The organism is Streptomyces sp. NPDC014870 (assembly GCF_043081505.1).
GTDB lineage: Bacteria > Actinomycetota > Actinomycetes > Streptomycetales > Streptomycetaceae > Streptomyces.
Window position 1 is genome coordinate 250,338 of sequence record NZ_JBIBWQ010000006.1, and the last position, 20,262, is coordinate 270,599.

At 71.6% G+C, this 20,262-nt stretch carries 19 protein-coding genes; 10 read left to right on the plus strand and 9 right to left on the minus strand.

Features of this window, described 5'->3' with window-relative positions; translation table 11 throughout:
* Positions 1-24: 24 nt before the first annotated feature.
* The gene (locus tag ACF09C_RS19115) at positions 25-1,818 is read left to right on the plus strand and encodes a glycoside hydrolase family 3 protein (RefSeq protein ID WP_392092635.1); all 1,794 of its coding nucleotides are present in this window, start codon (positions 25-27) and stop codon (positions 1,816-1,818) included.
* A gap of 75 nt (positions 1,819-1,893) precedes the next feature.
* Positions 1,894-2,556: a hypothetical protein gene (locus ACF09C_RS19120; protein ID WP_392092636.1), complete on the plus strand. Its 663-nt coding sequence runs from the start codon at positions 1,894-1,896 to the stop codon at positions 2,554-2,556.
* Positions 2,557-2,584: 28 nt separating this feature from the next.
* Here ACF09C_RS19120 and ACF09C_RS19125 read toward each other — a convergent pair whose 3' ends face one another.
* Positions 2,585-4,036, minus strand: coding sequence for an aminopeptidase (locus tag ACF09C_RS19125; RefSeq protein WP_392092638.1), 1,452 nt, complete (start codon positions 4,034-4,036; stop codon positions 2,585-2,587).
* 157 nt (positions 4,037-4,193) lie between these two features.
* On the opposite strand from ACF09C_RS19125, the gene ACF09C_RS19130 reads away from it, so the two are divergent.
* Positions 4,194-5,660: a hypothetical protein gene (locus ACF09C_RS19130; RefSeq protein WP_392092639.1), complete on the plus strand. Its 1,467-nt coding sequence runs from the start codon at positions 4,194-4,196 to the stop codon at positions 5,658-5,660.
* Positions 5,661-5,736: 76 nt separating this feature from the next.
* Here the strand turns inward: ACF09C_RS19130 and ACF09C_RS19135 are convergent, their stop codons facing one another.
* Positions 5,737-5,898 carry a hypothetical protein gene (locus ACF09C_RS19135; protein WP_392092641.1) on the minus strand — a complete coding sequence of 54 codons (162 nt, stop codon included), beginning with the start codon at positions 5,896-5,898 and terminating at the stop codon, positions 5,737-5,739.
* Positions 5,899-6,129: 231 nt separating this feature from the next.
* Between ACF09C_RS19135 and ACF09C_RS19140 the strand changes: the two genes are divergently transcribed.
* The 4 genes from ACF09C_RS19140 (at position 6,130) to ACF09C_RS19155 (ending at position 8,137) form a co-directional block, all read left to right on the plus strand.
* Positions 6,130-6,783 (plus strand): ISAs1 family transposase, encoded by a 654-nt coding sequence (locus tag ACF09C_RS19140; RefSeq protein ID WP_392092643.1) that lies wholly within the window; start codon positions 6,130-6,132, stop codon positions 6,781-6,783.
* 1 nt (position 6,784) lies between these two features.
* The gene (locus tag ACF09C_RS19145) at positions 6,785-6,964 is read left to right on the plus strand and encodes a hypothetical protein (protein ID WP_392092645.1); all 180 of its coding nucleotides are present in this window, start codon (positions 6,785-6,787) and stop codon (positions 6,962-6,964) included.
* A 119-nt stretch (positions 6,965-7,083) separates the two neighbouring features.
* On the plus strand, positions 7,084-7,884 hold the full coding sequence (locus ACF09C_RS19150; RefSeq protein ID WP_392092647.1) for a hypothetical protein: 801 nt from the start codon (positions 7,084-7,086) through the stop codon (positions 7,882-7,884).
* Between the two features lie 55 nt (positions 7,885-7,939).
* Positions 7,940-8,137 (plus strand): DUF397 domain-containing protein, encoded by a 198-nt coding sequence (locus ACF09C_RS19155; protein WP_392092994.1) that lies wholly within the window; start codon positions 7,940-7,942, stop codon positions 8,135-8,137.
* Between the two features lie 44 nt (positions 8,138-8,181).
* Here ACF09C_RS19155 and ACF09C_RS19160 read toward each other — a convergent pair whose 3' ends face one another.
* The gene (locus ACF09C_RS19160; RefSeq protein WP_392092996.1) at positions 8,182-8,586 is read right to left on the minus strand and encodes a hypothetical protein; all 405 of its coding nucleotides are present in this window, start codon (positions 8,584-8,586) and stop codon (positions 8,182-8,184) included.
* A gap of 77 nt (positions 8,587-8,663) precedes the next feature.
* Positions 8,664-12,410: an ABC transporter ATP-binding protein gene (locus ACF09C_RS19165; RefSeq protein WP_392092649.1), complete on the minus strand. Its 3,747-nt coding sequence runs from the start codon at positions 12,408-12,410 to the stop codon at positions 8,664-8,666.
* Between the two features lie 168 nt (positions 12,411-12,578).
* Here ACF09C_RS19165 and ACF09C_RS19170 point away from each other — a divergent pair, with 168 nt between their 5' ends.
* A complete protein-coding gene (locus ACF09C_RS19170) occupies positions 12,579-12,821 on the plus strand; it encodes a ribbon-helix-helix protein, CopG family (protein ID WP_392092651.1) in 243 nt (80 codons plus the stop codon).
* Positions 12,818-13,297 (plus strand): PIN domain-containing protein, encoded by a 480-nt coding sequence (locus ACF09C_RS19175; RefSeq protein WP_392092653.1) that lies wholly within the window; start codon positions 12,818-12,820, stop codon positions 13,295-13,297. The genes ACF09C_RS19170 and ACF09C_RS19175 overlap by 4 nt, the downstream gene beginning before the upstream one ends.
* 12 nt (positions 13,298-13,309) lie before the next feature.
* Here ACF09C_RS19175 and ACF09C_RS19180 read toward each other — a convergent pair whose 3' ends face one another.
* The 4 genes from ACF09C_RS19180 to ACF09C_RS19195 all read right to left on the minus strand — a co-directional run bounded on the left by ACF09C_RS19180 (position 13,310) and on the right by ACF09C_RS19195 (position 17,872).
* Positions 13,310-13,480: a type II toxin-antitoxin system VapB family antitoxin gene (locus ACF09C_RS19180; protein ID WP_392092655.1), complete on the minus strand. Its 171-nt coding sequence runs from the start codon at positions 13,478-13,480 to the stop codon at positions 13,310-13,312.
* A gap of 71 nt (positions 13,481-13,551) precedes the next feature.
* Positions 13,552-15,234, minus strand: coding sequence for a thiamine pyrophosphate-binding protein (locus ACF09C_RS19185; protein WP_392092657.1), 1,683 nt, complete (start codon positions 15,232-15,234; stop codon positions 13,552-13,554).
* Positions 15,235-15,330: 96 nt separating this feature from the next.
* Complete coding sequence (gene speB, locus ACF09C_RS19190; RefSeq protein WP_392092659.1) at positions 15,331-16,305, minus strand: agmatinase; 975 nt, start codon at positions 16,303-16,305, stop codon at positions 15,331-15,333.
* Positions 16,306-16,387: 82 nt separating this feature from the next.
* The gene (locus ACF09C_RS19195) at positions 16,388-17,872 is read right to left on the minus strand and encodes a sodium:solute symporter (protein WP_392092660.1); all 1,485 of its coding nucleotides are present in this window, start codon (positions 17,870-17,872) and stop codon (positions 16,388-16,390) included.
* A 185-nt stretch (positions 17,873-18,057) separates the two neighbouring features.
* Between ACF09C_RS19195 and ACF09C_RS19200 the strand changes: the two genes are divergently transcribed.
* Positions 18,058-19,569, plus strand: coding sequence for a PucR family transcriptional regulator (locus ACF09C_RS19200; protein WP_392092662.1), 1,512 nt, complete (start codon positions 18,058-18,060; stop codon positions 19,567-19,569).
* Between the two features lie 58 nt (positions 19,570-19,627).
* Here ACF09C_RS19200 and ACF09C_RS19205 read toward each other — a convergent pair whose 3' ends face one another.
* Positions 19,628-20,236, minus strand: coding sequence for a hypothetical protein (locus ACF09C_RS19205; protein WP_392092663.1), 609 nt, complete (start codon positions 20,234-20,236; stop codon positions 19,628-19,630).
* Positions 20,237-20,262 lie beyond the last annotated feature (26 nt).

The following is a 20,262-nucleotide window of genomic DNA, read 5'->3' on the forward strand; positions in this document are numbered from 1 at the left end:
CCCTCCCGACGCACGCTTCTCACGGTGTCCGCCGCAGCCGCCGCTGCCGCCGTCACCGGAGTCGCCACCCCCGCCCAGGCGACCGGCGACGCGACGAACGACCGTACGCTCGCAGCGCTCATCTCCCGGATGTCCCTCGAGGAGAAGGTCGGCCAGCTCTTCGTCATGCGGGTGTACGGCCACTCGGCCACCGCCCCCGACCAGGCCGACATCGACCTGAACCTCTCGGAGATCGGGGTCCGCACCGCCGCCGAGCTGGTCGAGAAGTACCACGTCGGCGGCGTCATCTACTTCTCCTGGGCGCACAACACCCGCGACCCGCACCAGATCGCCGCCCTCTCCAACGGCATCCAGCAGGCCGCCCTCGCGCAGCCCACGCCCGTACCCGCCCTCATCTCCACCGACCAGGAGCACGGCATCGTCTGCCGGGTCGGCGCGCCTGCCACCCTGCTCCCCGGCGCGATGGCGCTCGGCGCCGGCGGGTCCCGCTCCGACGCCCGCGAGGCCGCCCGGATCGCGGGCGCCGAACTGGCGGCCGTCGGCATCCGGCAGAACTACGCGCCGGTCGCCGACGTCAACGTCAACCCGGCCAACCCGGTCATCGGCGTGCGCTCCTTCGGCTCCGACCCCGAGGCCGTCGCCGACCTGGTGTCGGCGCAGGTCAGGGGGTACCAGTCGGCCGGGGTCGCGGCGACCTCCAAGCACTTCCCCGGGCACGGCGACACCGCCGTCGACAGCCACTACGGCCTGCCGACCATCACCCACACCCGCGAGCAGTGGACCGCACTCGACGCCCCGCCGTTCCGGTCCGCGATCGCCGCCGGCATCGACTCGATCATGACCGCGCACATCGTCGTCCCCGCGCTCGACCCGAGCGAGGACCCGGCGACCCTCTCCCGCCCCATCCTCACCGGCATCCTGCGCGAGGAACTCGGCTACGACGGGGTCGTGGTGACGGACTCCCTCGGCATGGAGGGCGTCCGGACGAAGTACGGCGACGACCGCGTGCCGGTCCTCGCGCTCAAGGCCGGCGTCGACCAGCTGCTCAACCCGCCGAAGCTGGACGTCGCCTGGAACGCGGTCCGCAAGGCCGTCCAGGACGGCGAGCTGACCGAGGCGCGGCTCGACGAATCGATCCTGCGGATCCTGCGCCTCAAGGCGAAGCTGGGGCTCTTCCGCCGCCCGTACGTGACGCTCGCCGGAGTGGACCGCACGGTCGGCACCCGGTCCCATCTCGCCCGGGCCGACCGGATCGCCGAGGCCACCACGACCCTGCTCCTCAACGAGGGCGCCTTCCTGCCGGTCAGCCGCCGCAGCCACGGCAAGGTGCTCGTCGTCGGGGCCGACCCGGCCTCGCCCTCGGGCACCACGGGCCCGCCGACCACCACCCTGGCCGCCGAGTTCACCTCGCTCGGCTTCACCGCCACCGCGCTGTCGACCGGGATCACCCCGACGGCGGCGAAGATCGAGGAGGCGGTGGCGGCCGCCGCAGGCAAGGACCTGGTCGTCGTCGGCACGTACAACGTCTCGGCGACCAGCCCGCAGCGCACCCTCGTCGACCGGCTCGTGGCGACCGGGGTGCCCGTGGTGACGGTCGCGATCCGCAACCCGTACGACATCGCCCGGCTCTCCGGGCAGCGGGCCACCCTCGCCGCGTACTCCTGGACCGATGTCGAACTGCGGGCCGCCGTCCGGGTGATCGCCGGGCACGCCCGGCCGCAGGGCCGTCTGCCCGTCCCCGTACAGCGGGCGGACGATCCCACGCGGGTGCTGTACCCGGTCGGCCACGGCCTGTCCTACACGAGACGTAACCAGTGACGCAGGCCCCCCGTTCTCCCTGGCGTCCGCCCGCTCCGGCGGGCGACGCTGGACACCGAGATCGGGGGGTCTTTCATGCGCGCTCTCACCAGCCCCGTGGCATGGACCGTGGGGCTGCTGCTCCTGCTCTCCCTGACCGGATGCCGGCAGGCCCCGGACGGCGGGCCGCCGCACCCCGTCACGTACACGGGCACGGGCACGGGCACGCCGCACGATCCCGGGGCGTCGTTCCTCGGCCCCGGGGACTGCTCCACGCGCGGGACGGTCTTCCGCGAGGTCCCGTGCACGAGCGAGAAGGCCGTCGCCCGGGTGACCACCCGGTACCAGGGGCTCACCTCGGGTGCCCCGACCTGCCCGCCGAGCACCGACTTCGTCCTGCACGTCTCGGAGGGCCGCCCTGCGGCGGACGAGGACGGCGACGGCTCGGTGCCGCGCGGCTACGCCTGCATGCGCAATCTGGAACCGCCGCATCCGGGTGACCCCGGGGAGGGCGGCGGCCCGAACACCGTCGTCGGGGACTGCGTCGCGCCCTCGGAACCCTCGTCGTCGGACAGCTCGTCCCCGGGCCCCTCGGGCGGGGGCCGGGTGAAGGAGACCGCCTGCGACGGTTCGGGGGAACGGCCGCCCGTCTTCCGTGTCGTGTCGGCGGTCACGAGCCGTGACCACTGCCCGTCCACGACCGCGCTGTTCGTGGCGCTGGGCGGGGAGCGGCCGGTGGGCTGTGCCCGGCGGCTGTGAAGCCTGACCGCCGGGCACAGGTCCTTGGTTACGGACGGACGCCGCGCTCCCGCTCCAGCTCGTCGTCCGCCGGCTTGTCGAGGCGGGCGTCGAAGCGGGCCAGGGGCTGTCCGGCCTGGACGGCCGGTGCCTCGACCCCGGCCCAGGCCAGGATGCGGGCCGTGGCCTTGGTCCGCTCGGCCTCGACGAGACCGGCGACCTGGGCGCCGTGGTTGGCGCCGGGGGCCGTGAGGACGTAGCTGTCACGGGCGCCCTTGCCGAGGCGGAACGGCTCCGCTCCCCACGGGTCGTTGCCGCCGTAGACGAAGAGCATCTGGTGCGCGTTGTGGCGGACCCAGGTGTCGACGTCCCGCATGGCCCACGGCTTGAACGTGGTCGGGATCTCGCTCGGCACGAAGTTCCGCGCGGGCTGGTAGCCGTAGCGGGTCAGGCCGTCGAGGTGCGGCAGCTTGATGCTGGGCGAGCCCAGCTCGGTGGCCGCCTGGTAGTAGTACGGCGTGTACGGGTCGAGGCCCTGGTCGGTGTAGAAGGACCAGCCCGAGTAGGCGTCGATCGTCTGGTAGACGGTGTCGTCGCTCGCGGTGGCCGCGTCCGGCACGTCGGCGCAGACGTCCTGGCCGTAGTACTGCCAGAACCCCCAGACGAAGTCGAGGACGACGGCCTCGTACGCCTTGTCCAGGGAGCCGACGGTGTTGAAGGTCGCGCCCTCGCTCTCCGCCCACTCCTTGTACTTCTTCTGCAGCGGCTCGCGGCGGATCAGCGCCTCGCGCTGCATCGCGTTGAGCCGGTCGCGGCACTCCTTGGTGCCGACGTTCTCGAAGAACCGGTCGTAGGCCGAGTCCTCCTTGTTGTTGACGTCGTTCGGCGCCACGTAGGCGACGACGCCGTCCATGTCACGGGGGTAGAAGCGCTCGTAGTACGTCGCCGTCATGCCGCCCTTGGAGGCGCCGGTGGAGAGCCACTTCTTGCCGTAGATCTTCTTCAGCGCCGTGAAGATGCGGTGCTGGTCGCTCGCGGCCTGGTAGATGTCCAGCTTGGTCCAGTCGGCGGGCTGCGGCCGGGACGGCGTGAAGAAGCGGTACTCCATGGAGACCTGGTTGCCGTCGATGATCCGGGTGGGCTCGCGGCGGCTGGGGGTGGTGCTCAGACCGTAGCCACTGGTGTGGAAGACGGTGGGCCGGTCGGTGTCCTTGTGCAGCAGCGAGAGCCGCTGCTTGAACGTGCCCTTCCAGGGACGGCGGTGGTCCACCGGCTGGGTGTACTCGAGGACGAAGTACCGGTAACCGGCGTACGGCTTCTCCTCGATGAGGCTCATCCCGGGGATCGCCAGGATGCGGTCCTTGATGTCCGTACCGACGGCGCTGTCCGCGACGGCGGTCGGGCTGCCGGTGGCCGGCTCGGCGGCGGTAGCCGCGCCGCTCGCGCCGACGGTGCCTATGAGCACCGTGAGCGACATCAGCCATCTCAGCGACTTGCGCATTCACCCTCCCCTTGATTCACAACGGTGCCGCGAACCTAGCGGGGTCAACGTGCGTACCGCCAGACCCAGTTGCCCCTTACCCGCCCTCAGGATCTGTGTACCGATCACCTAAACTCCCGCACGCCATGCAGCACAAGGCACGACACGGGAGTGACACATGACGAGGAGTTACCGGGTGAGGGCGATGGTGGCGCTGATGGCCACCGTCGCCGCCTCACTGCTGGCCACGACACCCGCGCAGGCCGCGCCCGACCCCGGGCTCGACCTCTCCAACTTCGAGCTCCGCCCGCTCTCCAACAAGACGGAGCTCCAGGGCCGAATAGACAGACTCAACGCCGATCTGCCCAACATCGGCGTGAACTCGCTGCTGAAGGAGGCGCAGACGAGCGGCCGTACGGGCCAGTGGAGCAACAGCGTCTGCAACCCGGCGGCCGTCGAGTCCGGCACCACCCCGCAGGGCTTCGCCAAGAGCTTCTGCTTCGACGACTCCGACAACGGCAACAGCGACTCCGAGTGGTGGCCCCAGGGCGTGACCACGGTCGCCGACGCCGACGAGGACCAGACCTGGGGCGACCCGGAGACCGGCTGGAACCCGGCGGACCACAAGCCGATGCTGGTCACCTGGTACAACAAGGACGACTGGAACGGCGACAAGAAGGCCGACGACGTCGACGAGGGCGGCACCAACACCGAGCGCAAGGGCGTCCGGATCTCCTTCATCGACGCGAGCACCGGGAAGTACGCCCACGTCCTGCTGGTGTACCCGTTCATCAACGACTCGGGCAACGCCAGCTACATGAGCGTGCGCACGTCGCAGCACTACTCGACGCCGGGTGGGAAGCAGTACGGCTCGCTGCACGCGGGCGGCATGGTCTGGTACGGCTACTACCTGTACGTGGCGGACACCAACCGCGGCTTCCGCGTCTTCGACCTGCGCAACATCATCGACCTGGGCGCGCTGCCGGCCGAGAAGTGGGGCAAGTCCAAGACCGCGATCGGCAGGCAGGACGGCGTGTACAACGCCCACGGCTACCGCTACATCCTCCCGCAGAGCGACGGCTGGACGAACTCCGCCTGCGACACGGTCGAGCCGCCGCCGGGCACGCCGTGCGACATGCAGGACGAGGACAAGACCTGCCAGGCCACGGACGTCACCCCGAAGACCAGCTTCGCGAGCCTGGACCGCTCCTCGGCCACCCGGCACATCACCACGGGTGAGTGGTGCGAGAAGGCGAAGGTCACCGACGCGTTCACGACCGGCCGGGTCATCCGCTGGCCGATGAACACCAGCGGCGGCACACCGGCCCTGAACGCCAACGGCTACTGGGCGGCGAACGAGGCGTACCGCGTCCCGTTCCTCGCCTCGGAGCAGGACAACGGCGGCATCCAGGGAGCCGCGGTCGTCAACGGCACGTACTACCTCAGCCAGAGCCGCGGCCAGGCGAACGGCAGGATGCTCATCGCCAGGCCCGACACCGCCACCGGCCGCCTCGTCGAGACGTCCCCCCGCCGCACGTCCGCGATCGGCGTCGAGGACTACTCGGTCTGGCCGGGCTCCCCGAACCGCCTCTGGACGGTCACCGAACACCCGGGCAAGCGGATGCTGTTCAGCGTGACGCCGTAGCAGCGATCGGACATGGTAGAAACGCGAGCGGGCGGACCGGGCATCCCGGTCCGCCCGTTCTCGTACCGGCCCGACCTCAGCCGAGGGCGAGCAACCCGGTCCAGCCGACCTCTCCGACCTTGGTCGGAGCACCGTGGGTGTCCGGGCCACCCGGGTAGAACCGGAGTGTGCCGTCGGCCATGACGGCCCACAGATCGGGGATACGGTCACCGGTGGCGTCGGCGATTCCCTGGATCATCGGGATACTCGCCCGCGTCCACCCGCCCAGACCGTACGTGAGGTCCTGCCCCGCTCCCGAGGCTCCCGCCTCGCTGCTGGCGATCAGCGAGTGGGCCGCCGACGCCCCTCAGGACGCCCTCCTCGCGCTGGGAGCCCGGCACGATCCGCTGATCGCGCATCACAAGGTGCCGGCGAGGCGACCATCCGTCGGGTCCCGGGCCGCATCGACGCCGATGCGCTTGACCGAGCCGTGGGCAGCTGGCTCGCCGACCGTCGACCGAAGAAGGCCCAGGCCAGAGCTTTGCGGGCGATCGCCGTGGACGGCAAGAGCCTGCGTGGTGCCGCCCGGGCGAACGGTCGGAAGATCCACCTGCTCGCCGCCCTCGACCACACCGGCAGCACGGTGCTCGCCCAGCTCGACGTCGGTGAGAAGACGAACGAGATCACCTGCTTCCAGCCCCTGCTCGACACCATTGCCTGCATCGCAGGTGCCGTGGTGACCAGCGACGCGCTGCACACCCAGCGCGAGCACGCCGACTACCTGGTCACCGGACGGTCCGCGCACTACATCGTGATCGTCAAGGGCAACCAGAAGAAGCTCCGCAGACAGCTCAAATCCCTTCCCTGGCAGCAGATCCCGCTCCAGGGACGCACCCGGGAGGTCGCTCACGGCCGCGGGGAGATCCGCCGCATCAAGGTGGCCACCGTGAACAGCCCGCTGTTCCCGCACGCCCGCCAGGCCATCCAGCTCAAACGCCGCCGAACGAACCGCAAGACCGGGAAGGTCACCATCAAGACGATCTACGCGGTCACCAGCCTGCCTGCCGACGGCGCCGCCCCCCACACAGCTCGCCGCCCTGATCCGAGGCCACTGGTCCATCGAGGCACTGCACCACATCCGTGACGTGACCTTCGCCGAGGATGCTTCCCAGCTCCGTACCGGCAACGTTCCCCGAGCAATGCCGACCTGGCGCAACCTGGCCATCGGCGCACCCCGCCTCGCAGGCGTCCACGGCATCGCCGCCGCCCTGCGACGCAACGCCCGCGACCCCCAACGACCCCTTGCACTCCTCGGGCTCACGTGATCACAAACCAGACATCACGCGACTTTGCCGAAGCCTTGGCCCCATATGGCGTTTGCCGCTGCGTGATCGCGACTACGCCCCCATGCGAACGCGCATACGAGCCCGTTTACGATTCCGGCATGATCACGTTGTCCGTCGACACCACCTCGCAGAGCTTCGCAGACGGCCAGTCGCTGGGGGCGCTACTTGTCACCGCCGCGACCATGGCTGTCATCTGGTTCGCCACCCGAACCTGGCGCCGCGGTCCAGTGCCGACCAGTGCGGTTGACGCCGAGCGAGCCGGTGCGCTTGCCGTACGCCGAGGCAACATCGTCCGCGGCGCACTGCTGGCCGTTGCCGCCGCGGGTCTGGTGCGGGCGGTCACCTACGAGGGGGAGCCGCCTGCCGCCGACGCGGCCCCCGCCGTCCAGGAGCCCGCGACCCAGGCTCCATCCGTCGCGGCGGGGCCCCGGGAGCCCAAGCGCGTCATCGACGCCGCCCCGCGCGTCGGCGCGTACCGGCTACTCACCGGCGCGGAGGCCGCCGAGTACGCTGAGCTGGCCTCCGGGAGGAGGGCGCCCTCGGGCAAGCGCTGGTTCTACGACGGTCCCGGTGAGGGGCCGATGGGCGCCGTGCTCCAGATCAATGCCGTCGAATGGGACGCGGGGCTGGCCGAGAAGAAGCGCTCGGACACTACGACGCAAGAGCTGCGCAACTTCTTCGTCGGCGCGCGGGCGACCGAGGTCACCGCCTTCGAGGCGGGGCCCTGGGGCGGCCAGTTGAGCTGTGGCTTCATGGCATCGAACGCCGGACGCCCGATCGTGTGCGCATGGACCGACTCCGACACATCCGGCCACGTGATGCTGGCAGACGAGAAGAGTCTCTCCGAGGCCGCCGAGGTCGCTCTGCGGTTCCGCACCACCTCAGAGAAGCGCACCTGACTCACCTCGCGCACGTTCTCCGGCGTCTCGGCGTCCAGCCTCGGATTCCTCCACGCTGAGCGGCTGGCGCAAGTCGTCCTACAGCGGGAACGAGTCAGGGAGTTGCGTCGAGGTTCTGGACGGCCATACCTCGGGAATTCCGGTCCGCGACTCCAAGTCCCCAGCCGGCCCCGCACTTGTCTTCACGACTGTCGGATGGGCCTTGTTCGTCTCCAGCCTCAAGAGCGGCAACCACCCGTCTGACCGCCCCTGATGATCTAGCCGTCGGGGCCTCGTGCGAACAGCCAGGTCACACCGTCAGCACAGCACCCACCCCGTGGACGTCCCCCGGCCCGCGATCGAGCCGGAGGCACGGACGCAGCGGTTGAGGGCGTGGACCGTTATGGGGCCGGCCTGGCGGGTGTAGCGGCCGGAGTCGACCGCCGGGCGGCCGCCTCGGGGTTGGAGGGAGAGGGACATGGCGCGGCGGGCGCCGGGGTGGGTGGCGACCGTGGTGGCGCAGACGTACTGGCGGCTGCGGTAGAGGCGGAGCTCGCCGCCCGGGAAGGTGACGGTCTTCGACGGACGGCCCACGCAGAGCGAGGCGGCGTCGGCGGTCGCGACGGCCGGGCCGGCGAGGGTGAGGGTGGTGGTCGTGAGCAGGACCGCCAAGGCGTGGCCGAGCAGGCGGCGGCCGTGTTTCGTCACCTTGAACCCAAACAACACCTGGATCCCCTCCCGACTCCTTGCCGTACATGCGTACGACGCAGGAGGGGCCCGGGTGGTTGCGTCCGGGGGTTTCAGAGTGCCCTTGCCGGCTCCTCCTCGCCGATGAAGGCCTTCCAGAGCGTCGCGTACGCGCCGCCCTTCGCCAGGAGTTCGTCGTGCGTGCCGTCCTCGGCGACGCGGCCGTGTGCCATCAGGACGACGCGGTCCGCGCGGGCCGCCGTCGTCAGGCGGTGGGCGACGACCAGGGTCGTGCGGCGGCCTGCGAGGCGGTCGGTGGCCTGGTTGACCTGGGCCTCGGTGGCCAGGTCGAGCGCGGCGGTGGCCTCGTCGAGGAGCAGGATGTCGGGGTCGACCAGCTCGGCGCGGGCGAGGGCGATCAGCTGGCGCTGGCCCGCGGAGAGGTTGCGGCCGCGCTCGGCGACCTCGTGGAGGTAGCCGCCGTCCAGGGTCGCGATCATGTCGTGCGCGCCGACCGCGCGGGCCGCCGCCTCGACCTCGGCGTCGCTCGCCTCGGGGCGGCCGTATGCGATGGCGTCGCGGATCGTCCCGGGGAAGAGGTACGCCTCCTGCGGGACGACGCCGAGCCGGTGGCGGTACGAGGTGAGGTCCAGGTCCTTGAGGTCGGCCCCGTCGGCCGTGACCCGGCCGGAAGTAGGGTCGTAGAAGCGGGCGACCAGTTTGACCAAGGTGGACTTGCCCGCGCCCGTCTCGCCCACGAACGCGACCGTCTGGCCCGCCGGGATGTGGAGGTCGATCTCCTTGAGGGCCTCTTCCTCGTCTCCGTACGCGAACGTCACGTCCTCGAAGGCGATCTCGCCGCGCAGGGAGAGGACCTCGCGGGGCTCGGGCGCCTCGGCCGTCGAGGTCGGCTCCTGGAGGAGTTCCTGCATGCGCTTCAGGGAGACCGTGGCCTGCTGGTAGCCGTCGAAGACCTGGGAGAGCTGCTGGACGGGGGCGAAGAAGAGGTCGATGTAGAGGAGGTAGGCGACCAGGGCGCCGGTGGTGAGGGTGCCGGCTTCGATCCTGTTCGCGCCGACGATCATCACCGCCGCCGCGGCCACCGAGGAGAGCAGGGTGACGAACGGGAAGTAGATCGAGATCAGCCACTGGCCTCGGACGCGGGCCTCGCGGTACTCGTCGCTGCGGGCCGCGAACTGTGCGACGCCGGAGTGCTCGCGGCGGAAGGCCTGGACGATGCGGAGGCCGGCGACCGACTCCTGGAGGTCGGCGTTGACGACGCTGATCCGCTCGCGGGCCAGCTCGTACGCCTTCACGCTGGAGCGGCGGAAGAAGTACGTGGCGACGGCGAGGACCGGGAGCGTCGCGAAGACGACCAGGGCGAGCTGGAGGTCGAGCACGAGCAGCGCGCCCATGATGCCGAAGAAGGTCGTGACGGAGACGAAGGCGGTGACCAGACCTGTCTGGAGGAACGTCGACAGGGCGTCCACGTCCGTCGTCATCCGGGTCATGATCCGGCCGGTCAGCTCGCGCTCGTAGTAGTCGAGGCCGAGCCGCTGGAGCTGGGCGAAGATCTTCAGGCGCAGGGCGTACAGGACGCGTTCGCCGGTGCGGCCGGTCATCTTGATCTCGGCGGTCTGGGCGAACCACTGCACGACGACGGTGAGCAGGGCGAGCGCGGAGGCGGCCCAGACGGCGCCCATGGCGAGCTTGTTCACGCCGTCGTCGATGCCGTGCCGGATCAGGACCGGAAGCAGCAGACCCATGCCGGCGTCGACGGCGACGAGGCCGAGGCTGATGAGGAGGGGGACCTTGAAGCCGCGCAGGAGGCGGCGCAGGCCGTACGAGTCCTCTGGGGTGACCGCACGGGTCTCGTCGATGTCGGGGGTGTCCGTGGCGGGCGGCAGCGCCTCGACGGCGGCGAGCAGCTCGGGGGTGGCCCCGGGTGCCTGGGACTCCTCGCTCTCGGTCTCCTCGCGGACCCAGAGGGTGGGCGTGATACCGCGTTCGGCGTCGAACTCGGCGTCCAGCTCGGCGCGGAGGGTGCGGTCCTCGGGTACTTCCACCGGGAGCGTGTGGCCGGGTGAGATGCCGCCGAGCTCGTCCGGGTCGGTGAGGAGGCGCCGGTAGAGCGCGGAGCGCTCCTCCAGCTCCGCGTGGGTGCCGATGTCGGAGAGCCGGCCGTCGTCCAGGACCGCGATCCGGTCGGCGAGTCCGAGGGTGGAGCGGCGGTGGGCGATGAGGAGGGTGGTACGGCCGGCCATCACCGAGGCGAGGGCCTCGTGGATCTCGTGCTCCACGCGCGCGTCGACGGCGGAGGTGGCGTCGTCGAGGAGGAGCAGCCGGGGGTCGGTGAGGATCGCGCGGGCGAGGGCGACGCGCTGGCGCTGGCCGCCGGAGAGGGTGAGGCCGTGCTCGCCGACCTTGGTGTCGTAGCCGTCGGGCAGCCCGGCGATGAAACGGTCCGCCTGGGCGGCGCGGGCGGCGGTCTCGATCTGCTCCTGGGTGGCGTCCGGGTGGCCGTACGCGATGTTGGCGCGAACGGTGTCGGAGAACAGGAAGCTGTCCTCGGGGACGAGCCCGATGGCGGCGCGCAGGGAGTCCTGGGTCAGCTCGCGGACGTCGTGGCCGCCGACGAGGACGGCGCCGTGGGACACGTCGTAGAAGCGCGGCAGGAGGAGGGAGACGGTCGACTTGCCGGAGCCGGAGGCGCCGACGACGGCGACGGTCTCGCCGGCCCGGATCTCCAGGTTGAAGCCGTCGAGGACCGGGCGCCCGTCTTCGTACGCGAACGTCACGTCGTCGAACTCGACCGTCGCCTCGGCGTCGGCCGGCAGCTCCTTCGTGCCGTCCTCGATGAGGGGCTCGGTGTCGATCAGCTCCAGGACGCGCTCGACGCCGGCGCGGGCCTGCTGGGCGACGGTGAGGACCATGGCGAGCATGCGGACGGGGCCGACGAGGGAGGCGAGGTAGGCGGAGAAGGCGACGAAGGTGCCGAGGGTGATCTGGCCGCGGGTGGCGAGCCAGCCGCCGAGCGCGAGGACGGCGACCTGGCCGAGGGCGGGCACGGACTGGAGCGCCGGGGTGTAGCGGGCGTTCAGCCGGATGGTGCGCAGACGGCCCGCGAAGAGCTTGCGGCTGGCCTCGCGGATCTTCCCGGTCTCCTGGTCCTCCTGGCCGAAGCCCTTGACGACGCGGACGCCGGTCACCGACCCGTCGACGACCCCGGCGACGGTCGCGGCCTGCGCCTGGGCGTACCAGGTGGCGGGGTGCAGGCGGGCGCGGCTGCGCTTGGCGATGAACCAGAGGGCGGGGGCGACGGCGAGGGCGACGAGGGTGAGCGGGAGGGAGAGCCAGGCCATGACGGCCAGCGAGATCAGGAAGAGCAGGAAGTTCCCGATCGTCATCGGGAGCATGAAGAGCAGGCCCTGGATGAGCTGGAGGTCGCTGGTGGCCCGGCCGACGACCTGGCCGGTGGACAGCTCGTCCTGGCGGCGCCCGTCGAGCCGGGTGATGGTGGCGTACATCTCGGTCCGCAGGTCGTGCTGGACGTCGAGGGCGAGCCGGCCGCCGTAGTAGCGGCGGATGTAGGTGAGGGCGTAGACGGCGAGGGCGGCGCCGATGAGGAGGCCGGTCCAGACGGTCAGGGAGCGGGTCTTCGCGCCGATGACGTCGTCGATGATGACCTTGGTGATGAGCGGCACGAGCGCGAGGACGGCCATCCCGGCGAGGGAGGAGCCGAGGGCGAGCACGACGTTGGCCTTGTACCGCCAGGCGTACGCGCTCAGCCGCCGCGCCCACCCCTGCCCCTGCGGCGCCGCAGCCTGCCGCTCCGCCTGTTTCTGCCCCGCCGCTGCCACGTGGTGCCTCCCGTTCGTCCTGCTCTACCGGAAGGCTCCAACGCGGCTGGCGTGCGATTTCATCCCGCCGCAACACTTCGCGCGGGCGGGAACGGCAAGACCGGTCTCTGGTCCTAGGACCGTTGGGCGTTCGGGCCGCGCAAGGTATGCATGCGCTAGCATACGCATATGACGCTGAAGCGGACCACGGTACATGTCGACGAGCGGGATCTCGCGATCATCAAGGAGGCCGCCGCGCGGAAGGGAATCCCCGAGGCCGAGATCATCCGACGGGGTATCCACCTGGCCGCCATGGGAGAACGTCGTTGGGAAGAGCCTCTGGACTTTCCCACGTTCGACAGCGGTGACCCCCAGTTCGCCCACCGGGTCCGCGAGGAACTCTACGGCGAGGGCGACGAGGACGCCGCGTGATCCTCATCGCCGACACGGGCGCACTCCTCGGCGCTCTTGACCGGGCCCATCCGCAGCAGGCGGCCCTCCAGTCGGCCATGCAGGAGGCCGGGCTCATCGTCGTCCCGCCGACGGTACTGACCGAGACGGATCACATGATCCGCCGGGCGGTCAAGCTTCGTTCCGGCGGGCGTCGCCCGAGCGAGGTGCGCCAACTCGGCGCGGCCGAATCGCACCGCGCACTGTCGTGGATCCTCAGCCAAGTCGCTCGCACGCGCATGGTCATCCCGACGATCGACGAGAGCATGCTGCGTACCGCGGCCGCCGTGATGGCTCGCTACGCGAGTCTCGCCGTCGACCTCGCCGACGCCATGAACGTCGCGCTCGCCGAGGAGTACAGGACGGACTGCCTCCTCACCATCGATGAGCGCGACTTCCGCGCCATGCGCCCGCTCACCGGGCACAAGGCGTTCCGGCTCCTCCCGATGGACGTCTGAGACGCACACGCATCACTGACGTGTGTGACGCGCATGGTCATCGTCGCCCTCCCTCAACCGCTTGTGGCGTTCGACGACCTCACGGAGGGCAACACGAATCGTCTCCTCGACGGTCTCGGTACCCAGCGACTCGGCGGCCTCGGCGAGGGCTTCGTCGTCAACTGCGATGCGCAGGCGCGTCATCAGGGGTTCTCCCTACCTATGCGACGTAGGGAGAATGGCCCCGCTCACGTCCCGCCCACAATGCCCTTCACTCAGAGGTGCGTGGGCTCGAACATACGGAGGAGCGCCGGAAGGACCACCACCGACGGGCCCGGGGTCGCGAGGGACTTCGTGAGGTCCTCCGTGAGGGATTCCGGGGTCGTGCGGAGGGCCGGGACGCCGAAGGATTCGGCCAGGGCCACGAAGTCCGGGCGGGCCAGTTCGGTGGCGGTGGCCTCGCCGAAGGCCTCCGTCATGTACTCGCGCAGGATGCCGTAGCCGCCGTCGTCGACGATGAGCCAGGTGACGTTCGAGCCGTACTGCTTGGCCGTCGCCAGCTCCGCGATCGAGTACATCGCGCCGCCGTCGCCCGAGACCGCGAGCACCGGGCGGGTCGGGTCGGCCGCCGCGGCGCCGAGGGCGGCGGGGAAGCCGTAGCCGAGGCCGCCGGCGCCCTGGGCGGAGTGCATGGTGTTCGGGCGGCGGGCGTCGAAGGCCGACCAGGCCCAGTACGCCAGGATCGTCATGTCCCAGAAGCTGGGCGCGTCGTCCGGCAGGGCCTCCCGCACGGACGCCACGATCCGCTGCTCCAGGCCCAGGTCCTGCGCCGCGATGCGGTCCCTGACCTTCGTCAGGACCTCCTTCACGCGGTCCGGGGCCGTCGCGTCCTCCCGTACCGGAACCGTCTCCAGGAGCGCCTGGAGCGCGAGGCGCGCGTCCGCGTGGATACCGAGCGCCGGGTGGTTGGACTCCAGCTTGCCCGCGTCCGCCTCGATCTGGATCACCCGGCCGCGCGGCGCGAACGTGTGGTAGTTCGAGGACAGCTCGCCGAGCCCCGAGCCGACGACGAGGAGGACGTCCGCGTCCTCCAGGAAGTCGGTGGTGTGCCGGTCCTCCAGCCAGGACTGCAGCGACAGCGGGTGCTCCCACGGAAACGCGCCCTTGCCTCCGAAGGTGGTGACGACCGGCGCGGCGATCCGCTCGGCCAGGGCCAGCAGCTTGCCGGACGCGTCCGAGCGGACGACCCCGCCGCCCGCGATGATCGCCGGGCGCTCGGCGTTCGCCAGGAGGTGGGCCGCCACCGCCGTCAGCTCGGGGCGCGGGACGACCTCCTCCGGCGTCGCGTCCATCGCCGTGACGACCGGAAGCGTGGTCTCCGCCAGGAGGACGTCCTGCGGGATCTCCACCCAGACCGGGCCGTGCGGGGCGGTCAGCGCGGACTCCCAGGCCGCCGCGATCGCGGACGGGATCTGGGACTGCGTACGGACCGTGTGCACGGACTTCACGACGTCCCGGAAGGACGCCTGCTGGTCGCGCAGCTCGTGGAGGTAGCCGTGCCGCCCGCCGCCGAGGCCCGCCACCGGGACCTGGCTGCCGATCGCCAGGACCGGCGCGGAGGCGGCCGCCGCCTCCTGGAGCGCGGCCAGCGACATCAGCGCGCCGGGGCCCGTGGAGAGCAGCAAGGGGGCCGCCTCGCCGGTCATCCGGCCGTACGCGTCCGCGGCGAAGCCCGCGTTGTTCTCGACGCGCAGCCCGACGTACGTGAGGGAGGAGCGGCGCAGCGCGTCGAACATGCCGAGCGCGTGCTGGCCGGGGAGCCCGAAGACGGTCGTCGCGCCGAGACCGGTCAGGGTCTCGACGACGAGGTCGCCGCCGTTGCGCCCGGCCGGCGGGTCGAGGGCGGCGGCGGTCTGCGCGGCGGTCGGCCGGAGTACCAGGTCGTGGTCGTGGGTCATGAGGTCCCTCTGGGCGTGGCTCGGTCGGTCGGGCGGGCGGGCCGTGGTCGCGGTGGGACGCCGTTCACGGACGCCGCTCCCACCCCGACCTGCGCGCTACTTCGCCTCGCGGCTCGCCGCGATCTGGCGGGACATGATCGTCGTCAGCTCGTACGCCGTGTGCGAGGCCGCGACGGCCGTGATCTCCGCGTGGTCGTAGGCCGGGGCGACCTCCACCACGTCGGCCGAGACCAGGTTGCAGGAGGACAGGCCGCGCAGGATCTCCAGGAGCTCGCGCGAGGTCATGCCGCCGGCCTCGGGGGTGCCGGTGCCGGGGGCGTGGGCCGGGTCGAGACAGTCGATGTCGATGGAGATGTACAGCGGGCGGTCGCCGATGCGCTGGCGCAGCTGGTCGGCGACCTCGTCGGCGCCGCGGCGGTAGATGTCCGCCGAGGTGACGATGCCGAAGCCCATCTTTTCGTCGTCGGTCAGGTCCTGCTTGCCGTACAGCGGGCCGCGCGTGCCGACGTGCGAGAGGGCGGAGGTGTCGAGGATGCCCTCCTCGACGGCGCGGCGGAACGGGGTGCCGTGGGTGTACTCGGCGCCGAAGTAGGTGTCCCAGGTGTCGAGGTGCGCGTCGAAGTGGAGCAGCGCGACGGGGCCGTGCTTCTTGGCGACGGAGCGCAGCAGCGGCAGCGCGACGGTGTGGTCGCCGCCGAGGGTCATCATGCGCGCGCCGGTGCCGAGCAGGTCGTCGGCCGCGGCCTCGATCGTCTCGACGGCCTCGTTGATGTTGAACGGGTTGGCGGCGATGTCACCGGCGTCCGCGACCTGCGCGAGGGCGAACGGCGAGGCGTCCTGCGCCGGGTTGTACGGGCGCAGGAGGCGGGAGGCCTCGCGGATCGCGTTGCCGCCGAAGCGGGCGCCGGGGCGGTAGGAGACACCGCTGTCGAAGGGGATGCCGACCACGGCGACGTCGGCGGTGCCGACCTCGTCGAGTCGCGGCAGCCGGGCGAACGTCGCGGGACCGGCGTACCGCGGGATGCGGGACGAGTCGGTCGGGCCGCGGAAGGCGTTCTGGTCGCTGCTCATGGTCGGGTCCTCCTGGGGGTGTCGGTGGTGTCCGGCCGGGGCCCGAGGGTCGTCTCGGGCCCCGGCCGGGAGTCGGGTGCCGTCAGCCGGTCGCGGGCGCCGGCACGGTCTCCGGCGTCGTCGTCGGGTCGGCTTCGGGGGTGTCCTGGCCGGCCAGCCGGGCTCGCCAGGTCGCGAGCACGGTGGCGTCCGTCGGGCGGGTCGCCAGGGAAACGATCACATACGCTGCGAGCGAGGCCAACAAACCATAGTAAACAGGCTCATTTGCCAGGATTCCGTAAGCCCACATCAGGCCAATCACGGACCCGCCGCCGACCACCACCGCGGCGAGCGCGCCCTGGACGGTGCCACGGCGCCACAGCAGGCCGCCGAGGATCGGTACGAGCAGGCCGCCGACCAGCAGGTTGTAGGCGACGGTCAGGGCCTGGACGACGTCGTTGAGGGCGATGGCGATGGCGATCGTGGCGATGCCCATGAGGAGGATGAAGAGCCGGTTCCCCTTCACCTCGTCGTGCTCCTCGCCGCCGCTCCCGCCGCTCAGGCCGCGCAGGCGCGACCAGATGTCGTTGTTGGCGACGGTGGCGCAGGCGATCAGCGCGCCGGAGGAGGTGGACATCACGGCGGCGAGCGCGGCGGCGAGGACCAGGCCCCGCACACCCATGGGCAGCTCGTCCTTGACGATCGTCGCGAAGGCGTCGTCGGCGCTGGGCAGGTTCGGGTAGAGCACCTTGGCGGCGGTGCCGATGACGGCGCCGGCCAGGGCGTAGGCGAGACAGTAGACACCGGCGACCGTGCCGCCCCACTTGGCGACCTTGTCGGTCCTGGCGGTGAACACCCGCTGCCAGATGTCCTGGCCGATGAGCATGCCGAAGGTGTAGATCAGCACGTACGTGAAGATCGTCTCGCCGCCGATGCCGAGCGGCGCGAAGTACTCGGTGGGCAGCTGGGCCTTCATCTCCGCGAAGCCGCCCGCCTTGATGACGGCGATCGGCAGCAGCAGGATCAGCACGCCGATGGTCTTCACCACGAACTGCACCATGTCGGTGAGCGTGATGGACCACATGCCGCCGAGCGTCGAGTACGCGACGACGATGGCGCCGCCGAGCACGATCGCGACCGTCCGGGGCAGGTCGAAGAGGACGTCGAAGATCGTGGCGTACGCGATGGTCGAGGTGACCGCGAGCATCAGCGTGTACGCCCACATGACCACGCCCGAGATGACGCCGGCCTTGCCGCCGTAGCGCAGGTCGAGCATCTCGGAGACGGTGTAGACCTTCAGCCGGGCGATCCGGGCGGAGAAGAAGATGGAGAGGGCGAGCAGACCGAGGCCGATGGTGAAGACCATCCAGGCGCCGGAGAGGCCGTACTTGTAGCCGAGGCCCACACCACCGATCGTCGAGGCGCCGCCGAGGACGATGGCGGCCATGGTCCCGGAGTACATCCAGGGGCCGAGCCGGCGGCCCGCCACCAGGAACTCGCTCTTGGACTTGGCGCGGCGCATGCCCCACCAGCCCATCGCGAGCATGCCGGCCAAATACAGGACGATCACTGTGTAGTCGACGGCCATGGGGCCCTCCCTCGTTCGTTCGGTGGCGTGTCGTGCGGTGGAGTGACAACCAGTGACTCTTCGCGAGGACATCCGCCCGTACCCGCGGCCGCTGGATGGCACGAGGCTAGGTGGCCGGAAAGCGACGATGAAGCGTAAGTTTCATCCACTGTTCACACGGTCCGATGTACGAAAGGTCCATAGCGATGGCCGCGCAGGAACCGACGTCCACGCCACCGGCCCCGCCCGTCTCGCTCGCGGCCCTGCTGAACCGGCGGGACCTCGGGCTGCGGCTCCTCGCGGGCCCGGCCGACGCCGCCATCCACTGGGTGCACACCTCCGAGATGGCCGATCCGTACCCGTATCTACTCGGCGGCGAGCTGCTGATGACGGCGGGCGTACAGCTCGACCACCCGGCGCACTACGTCGAGCGGGTCGTGGAGGCGGGTGCGGCGGCGCTCGGTTTCGGCGTCGCGCCGGTCTACGACACCGTCCCCGAGGCCCTGGTCGCCGCGTGCGAGCGGCACGGGCTCCCGCTGCTCGAAGTGCCGCCGCAGACCCCGTTCACGGCGGTGGCCCGGGCGGTCTGGCGGCTGATGGCGGAGGCCCGCCACCGGGAGCTGCGGCGGGTGACCGAGGCCCAGCAGTCGCTCGCCGCGGCGGCGGCCCGGCCCGCGCCGGTCCCCGCGGTCCTCGGTGCGCTCGCCTCCCGGCTCGGCGGGCGGGCGGTGCTGTACGCGGCGGACGGCACGCCGTACGCGGCGGCGGGGCGGGAGCTGCCGGGCCTGGTGTCCCGGGCTCTCAAGGACCTTGCCGGCGTGGTGGGCCCCCGGCCCGGCGGCCCGGCCACGGCGAGCGGCGAGGGCGACGGGCTGCGGCTCGCCGCGTACGCGCTCGGCGGCGGCGACGGGCTGACCCTCGGGGTCGCGACGGAGAGCCGGGAGCCCGGGGACCACACGATCGCGGGTGTGGCCGTGGTCCTGCTCTCACTGCTGACCGCCCCGCACCGGGGCGCGGACGTCTCGGGCCGTGACACGGCCCTGGTCCGGCTGCTCCTCGGGGCCGAGGTCGAGGAGGCCGCGCGGGCGCTCGGCCCCGGCCCGTGGACGGTCGTCCACGCCCGGGGCGGCGACGGCACCCCCTTCGCGGCCCCGAGCCTGGGCGCGGCGCTGGGGACCGCCCTGGTGGACGCGGGCGGGAGTGGCGGCGGTGGGAACGGCGGCGGGGGTGGGGGTGGGCGCGCCGACGTGGAGGCGGGGAGCAGAGGGCCGGACGGCACCCCCGTGTCCGTCCGCCTCCTGCTCCCCGCCTCCTCGCCCGTGACCGCCCAGCCCGGCTGGACCCTCGGGGTCAGCGCCCCCGTCGAGGCCGGCGACCTGGCCGCAGGCGACGCGCAGGCCGCACGGGCGCTGCGCCGGGCCGAGGCGAGCCGTACGGACCTGGTGCGCCACCGGCCCGCCGGGTTCGGCGGCCTCATGGACGGGGCGGAGGCGACGGCGTACGCGCGGACCCTGCTCGCGCCCCTCCACGAGCCGCTGACCGAGACCCTGCGCACCTGGCTCTCGCTGCACGGCAGCTGGGACCGCACGGCCGTCGCCCTGGACATCCACCGCAACACCGTCCGCCAGCGCATCGCGCGCTGCGCGACGCTCCTGGGCGCCGATCTTGACGACCCGGACGTCCGGATGGAGCTGTGGTTCGCCCTCGGCCGGCTCTGACCTTCGGGTCAGGTCGGGTCGGGTCAGGTCGGGTCTCGTCGCGTCGGGTCGGATCAGGTCAGGGCCAGAGCTTGTTCACGGCGGTCTTCGTCGTCGTGCGGAAGGCGGCCACCGGGGCGTCCTTCAGGTCGCCCATCTGTCCCCAGCGGACGAGGGTGACGGTGCGGCCGTCGCGGCCGACAGCGAAGAGGTGGATGTCCGTGTTGCCGATCTGCGGGTCGGCGGTGTCCAGGCTGTAGACCCAAGCGCCCTCCTCGACGGCGACCTTGCCGTGGGCGGCGCTGACGGCCTGCAGGCCCGGGTTCTGCCGCTCCAGCAGGGGCCCGCAGCCGGCGAGGGCCTTGCGGAGGGTGTCGACCAGCTTCACAGCGTCGGCCTCGGTGCGGGCGACGGTGGTGATCTGGACGCCGTTGGTGTCGAGCTCGGTGGTGAACTCGCGGTAGCGGGTGTTCTGCGCCGGGATCTTGTACGGGGCGCAGAGGGCGCCGCCGTTCTCCGGGATGCCGGTGAAGACCTGGGTGGCGGTCCACGGCGTCGACGACGGCGGCATCTGGGACGCGGCGAGGAAGGCGGGCTGGGCGGCGGCCTGCGCCGGGGCCGTGGCGAGGGCCGCGAGGCCCAGGGCGCCGGCGGCGGCGGTGGCGAGTGCGGTGCGGAGCTTGTTCATGGTGGTGGATCCCCCGTCGGGTCGTT

Coding starts and splice junctions, on each gene's coding strand:
- ACF09C_RS19120 (WP_392092636.1), top strand. CDS start 1,894: ATGCGCGCTCTCACCAGCCCCGTGGCATGGACCGTGGGGCTGCTGCTC.
- ACF09C_RS19125 (WP_392092638.1), bottom strand. CDS start 4,036: ATGCGCAAGTCGCTGAGATGGCTGATGTCGCTCACGGTGCTCATAGGC.
- ACF09C_RS19130 (WP_392092639.1), top strand. CDS start 4,194: ATGACGAGGAGTTACCGGGTGAGGGCGATGGTGGCGCTGATGGCCACC.
- ACF09C_RS19135 (WP_392092641.1), bottom strand. CDS start 5,898: ATGATCCAGGGAATCGCCGACGCCACCGGTGACCGTATCCCCGATCTG.
- ACF09C_RS19150 (WP_392092647.1), top strand. CDS start 7,084: ATGATCACGTTGTCCGTCGACACCACCTCGCAGAGCTTCGCAGACGGC.
- ACF09C_RS19170 (WP_392092651.1), top strand. CDS start 12,579: ATGACGCTGAAGCGGACCACGGTACATGTCGACGAGCGGGATCTCGCG.
- ACF09C_RS19180 (WP_392092655.1), bottom strand. CDS start 13,480: ATGACGCGCCTGCGCATCGCAGTTGACGACGAAGCCCTCGCCGAGGCC.
- ACF09C_RS19185 (WP_392092657.1), bottom strand. CDS start 15,234: ATGACCCACGACCACGACCTGGTACTCCGGCCGACCGCCGCGCAGACC.
- speB (WP_392092659.1), bottom strand. CDS start 16,305: ATGAGCAGCGACCAGAACGCCTTCCGCGGCCCGACCGACTCGTCCCGC.
- ACF09C_RS19195 (WP_392092660.1), bottom strand. CDS start 17,872: ATGGCCGTCGACTACACAGTGATCGTCCTGTATTTGGCCGGCATGCTC.
- ACF09C_RS19200 (WP_392092662.1), top strand. CDS start 18,058: ATGGCCGCGCAGGAACCGACGTCCACGCCACCGGCCCCGCCCGTCTCG.
- ACF09C_RS19205 (WP_392092663.1), bottom strand. CDS start 20,236: ATGAACAAGCTCCGCACCGCACTCGCCACCGCCGCCGCCGGCGCCCTG.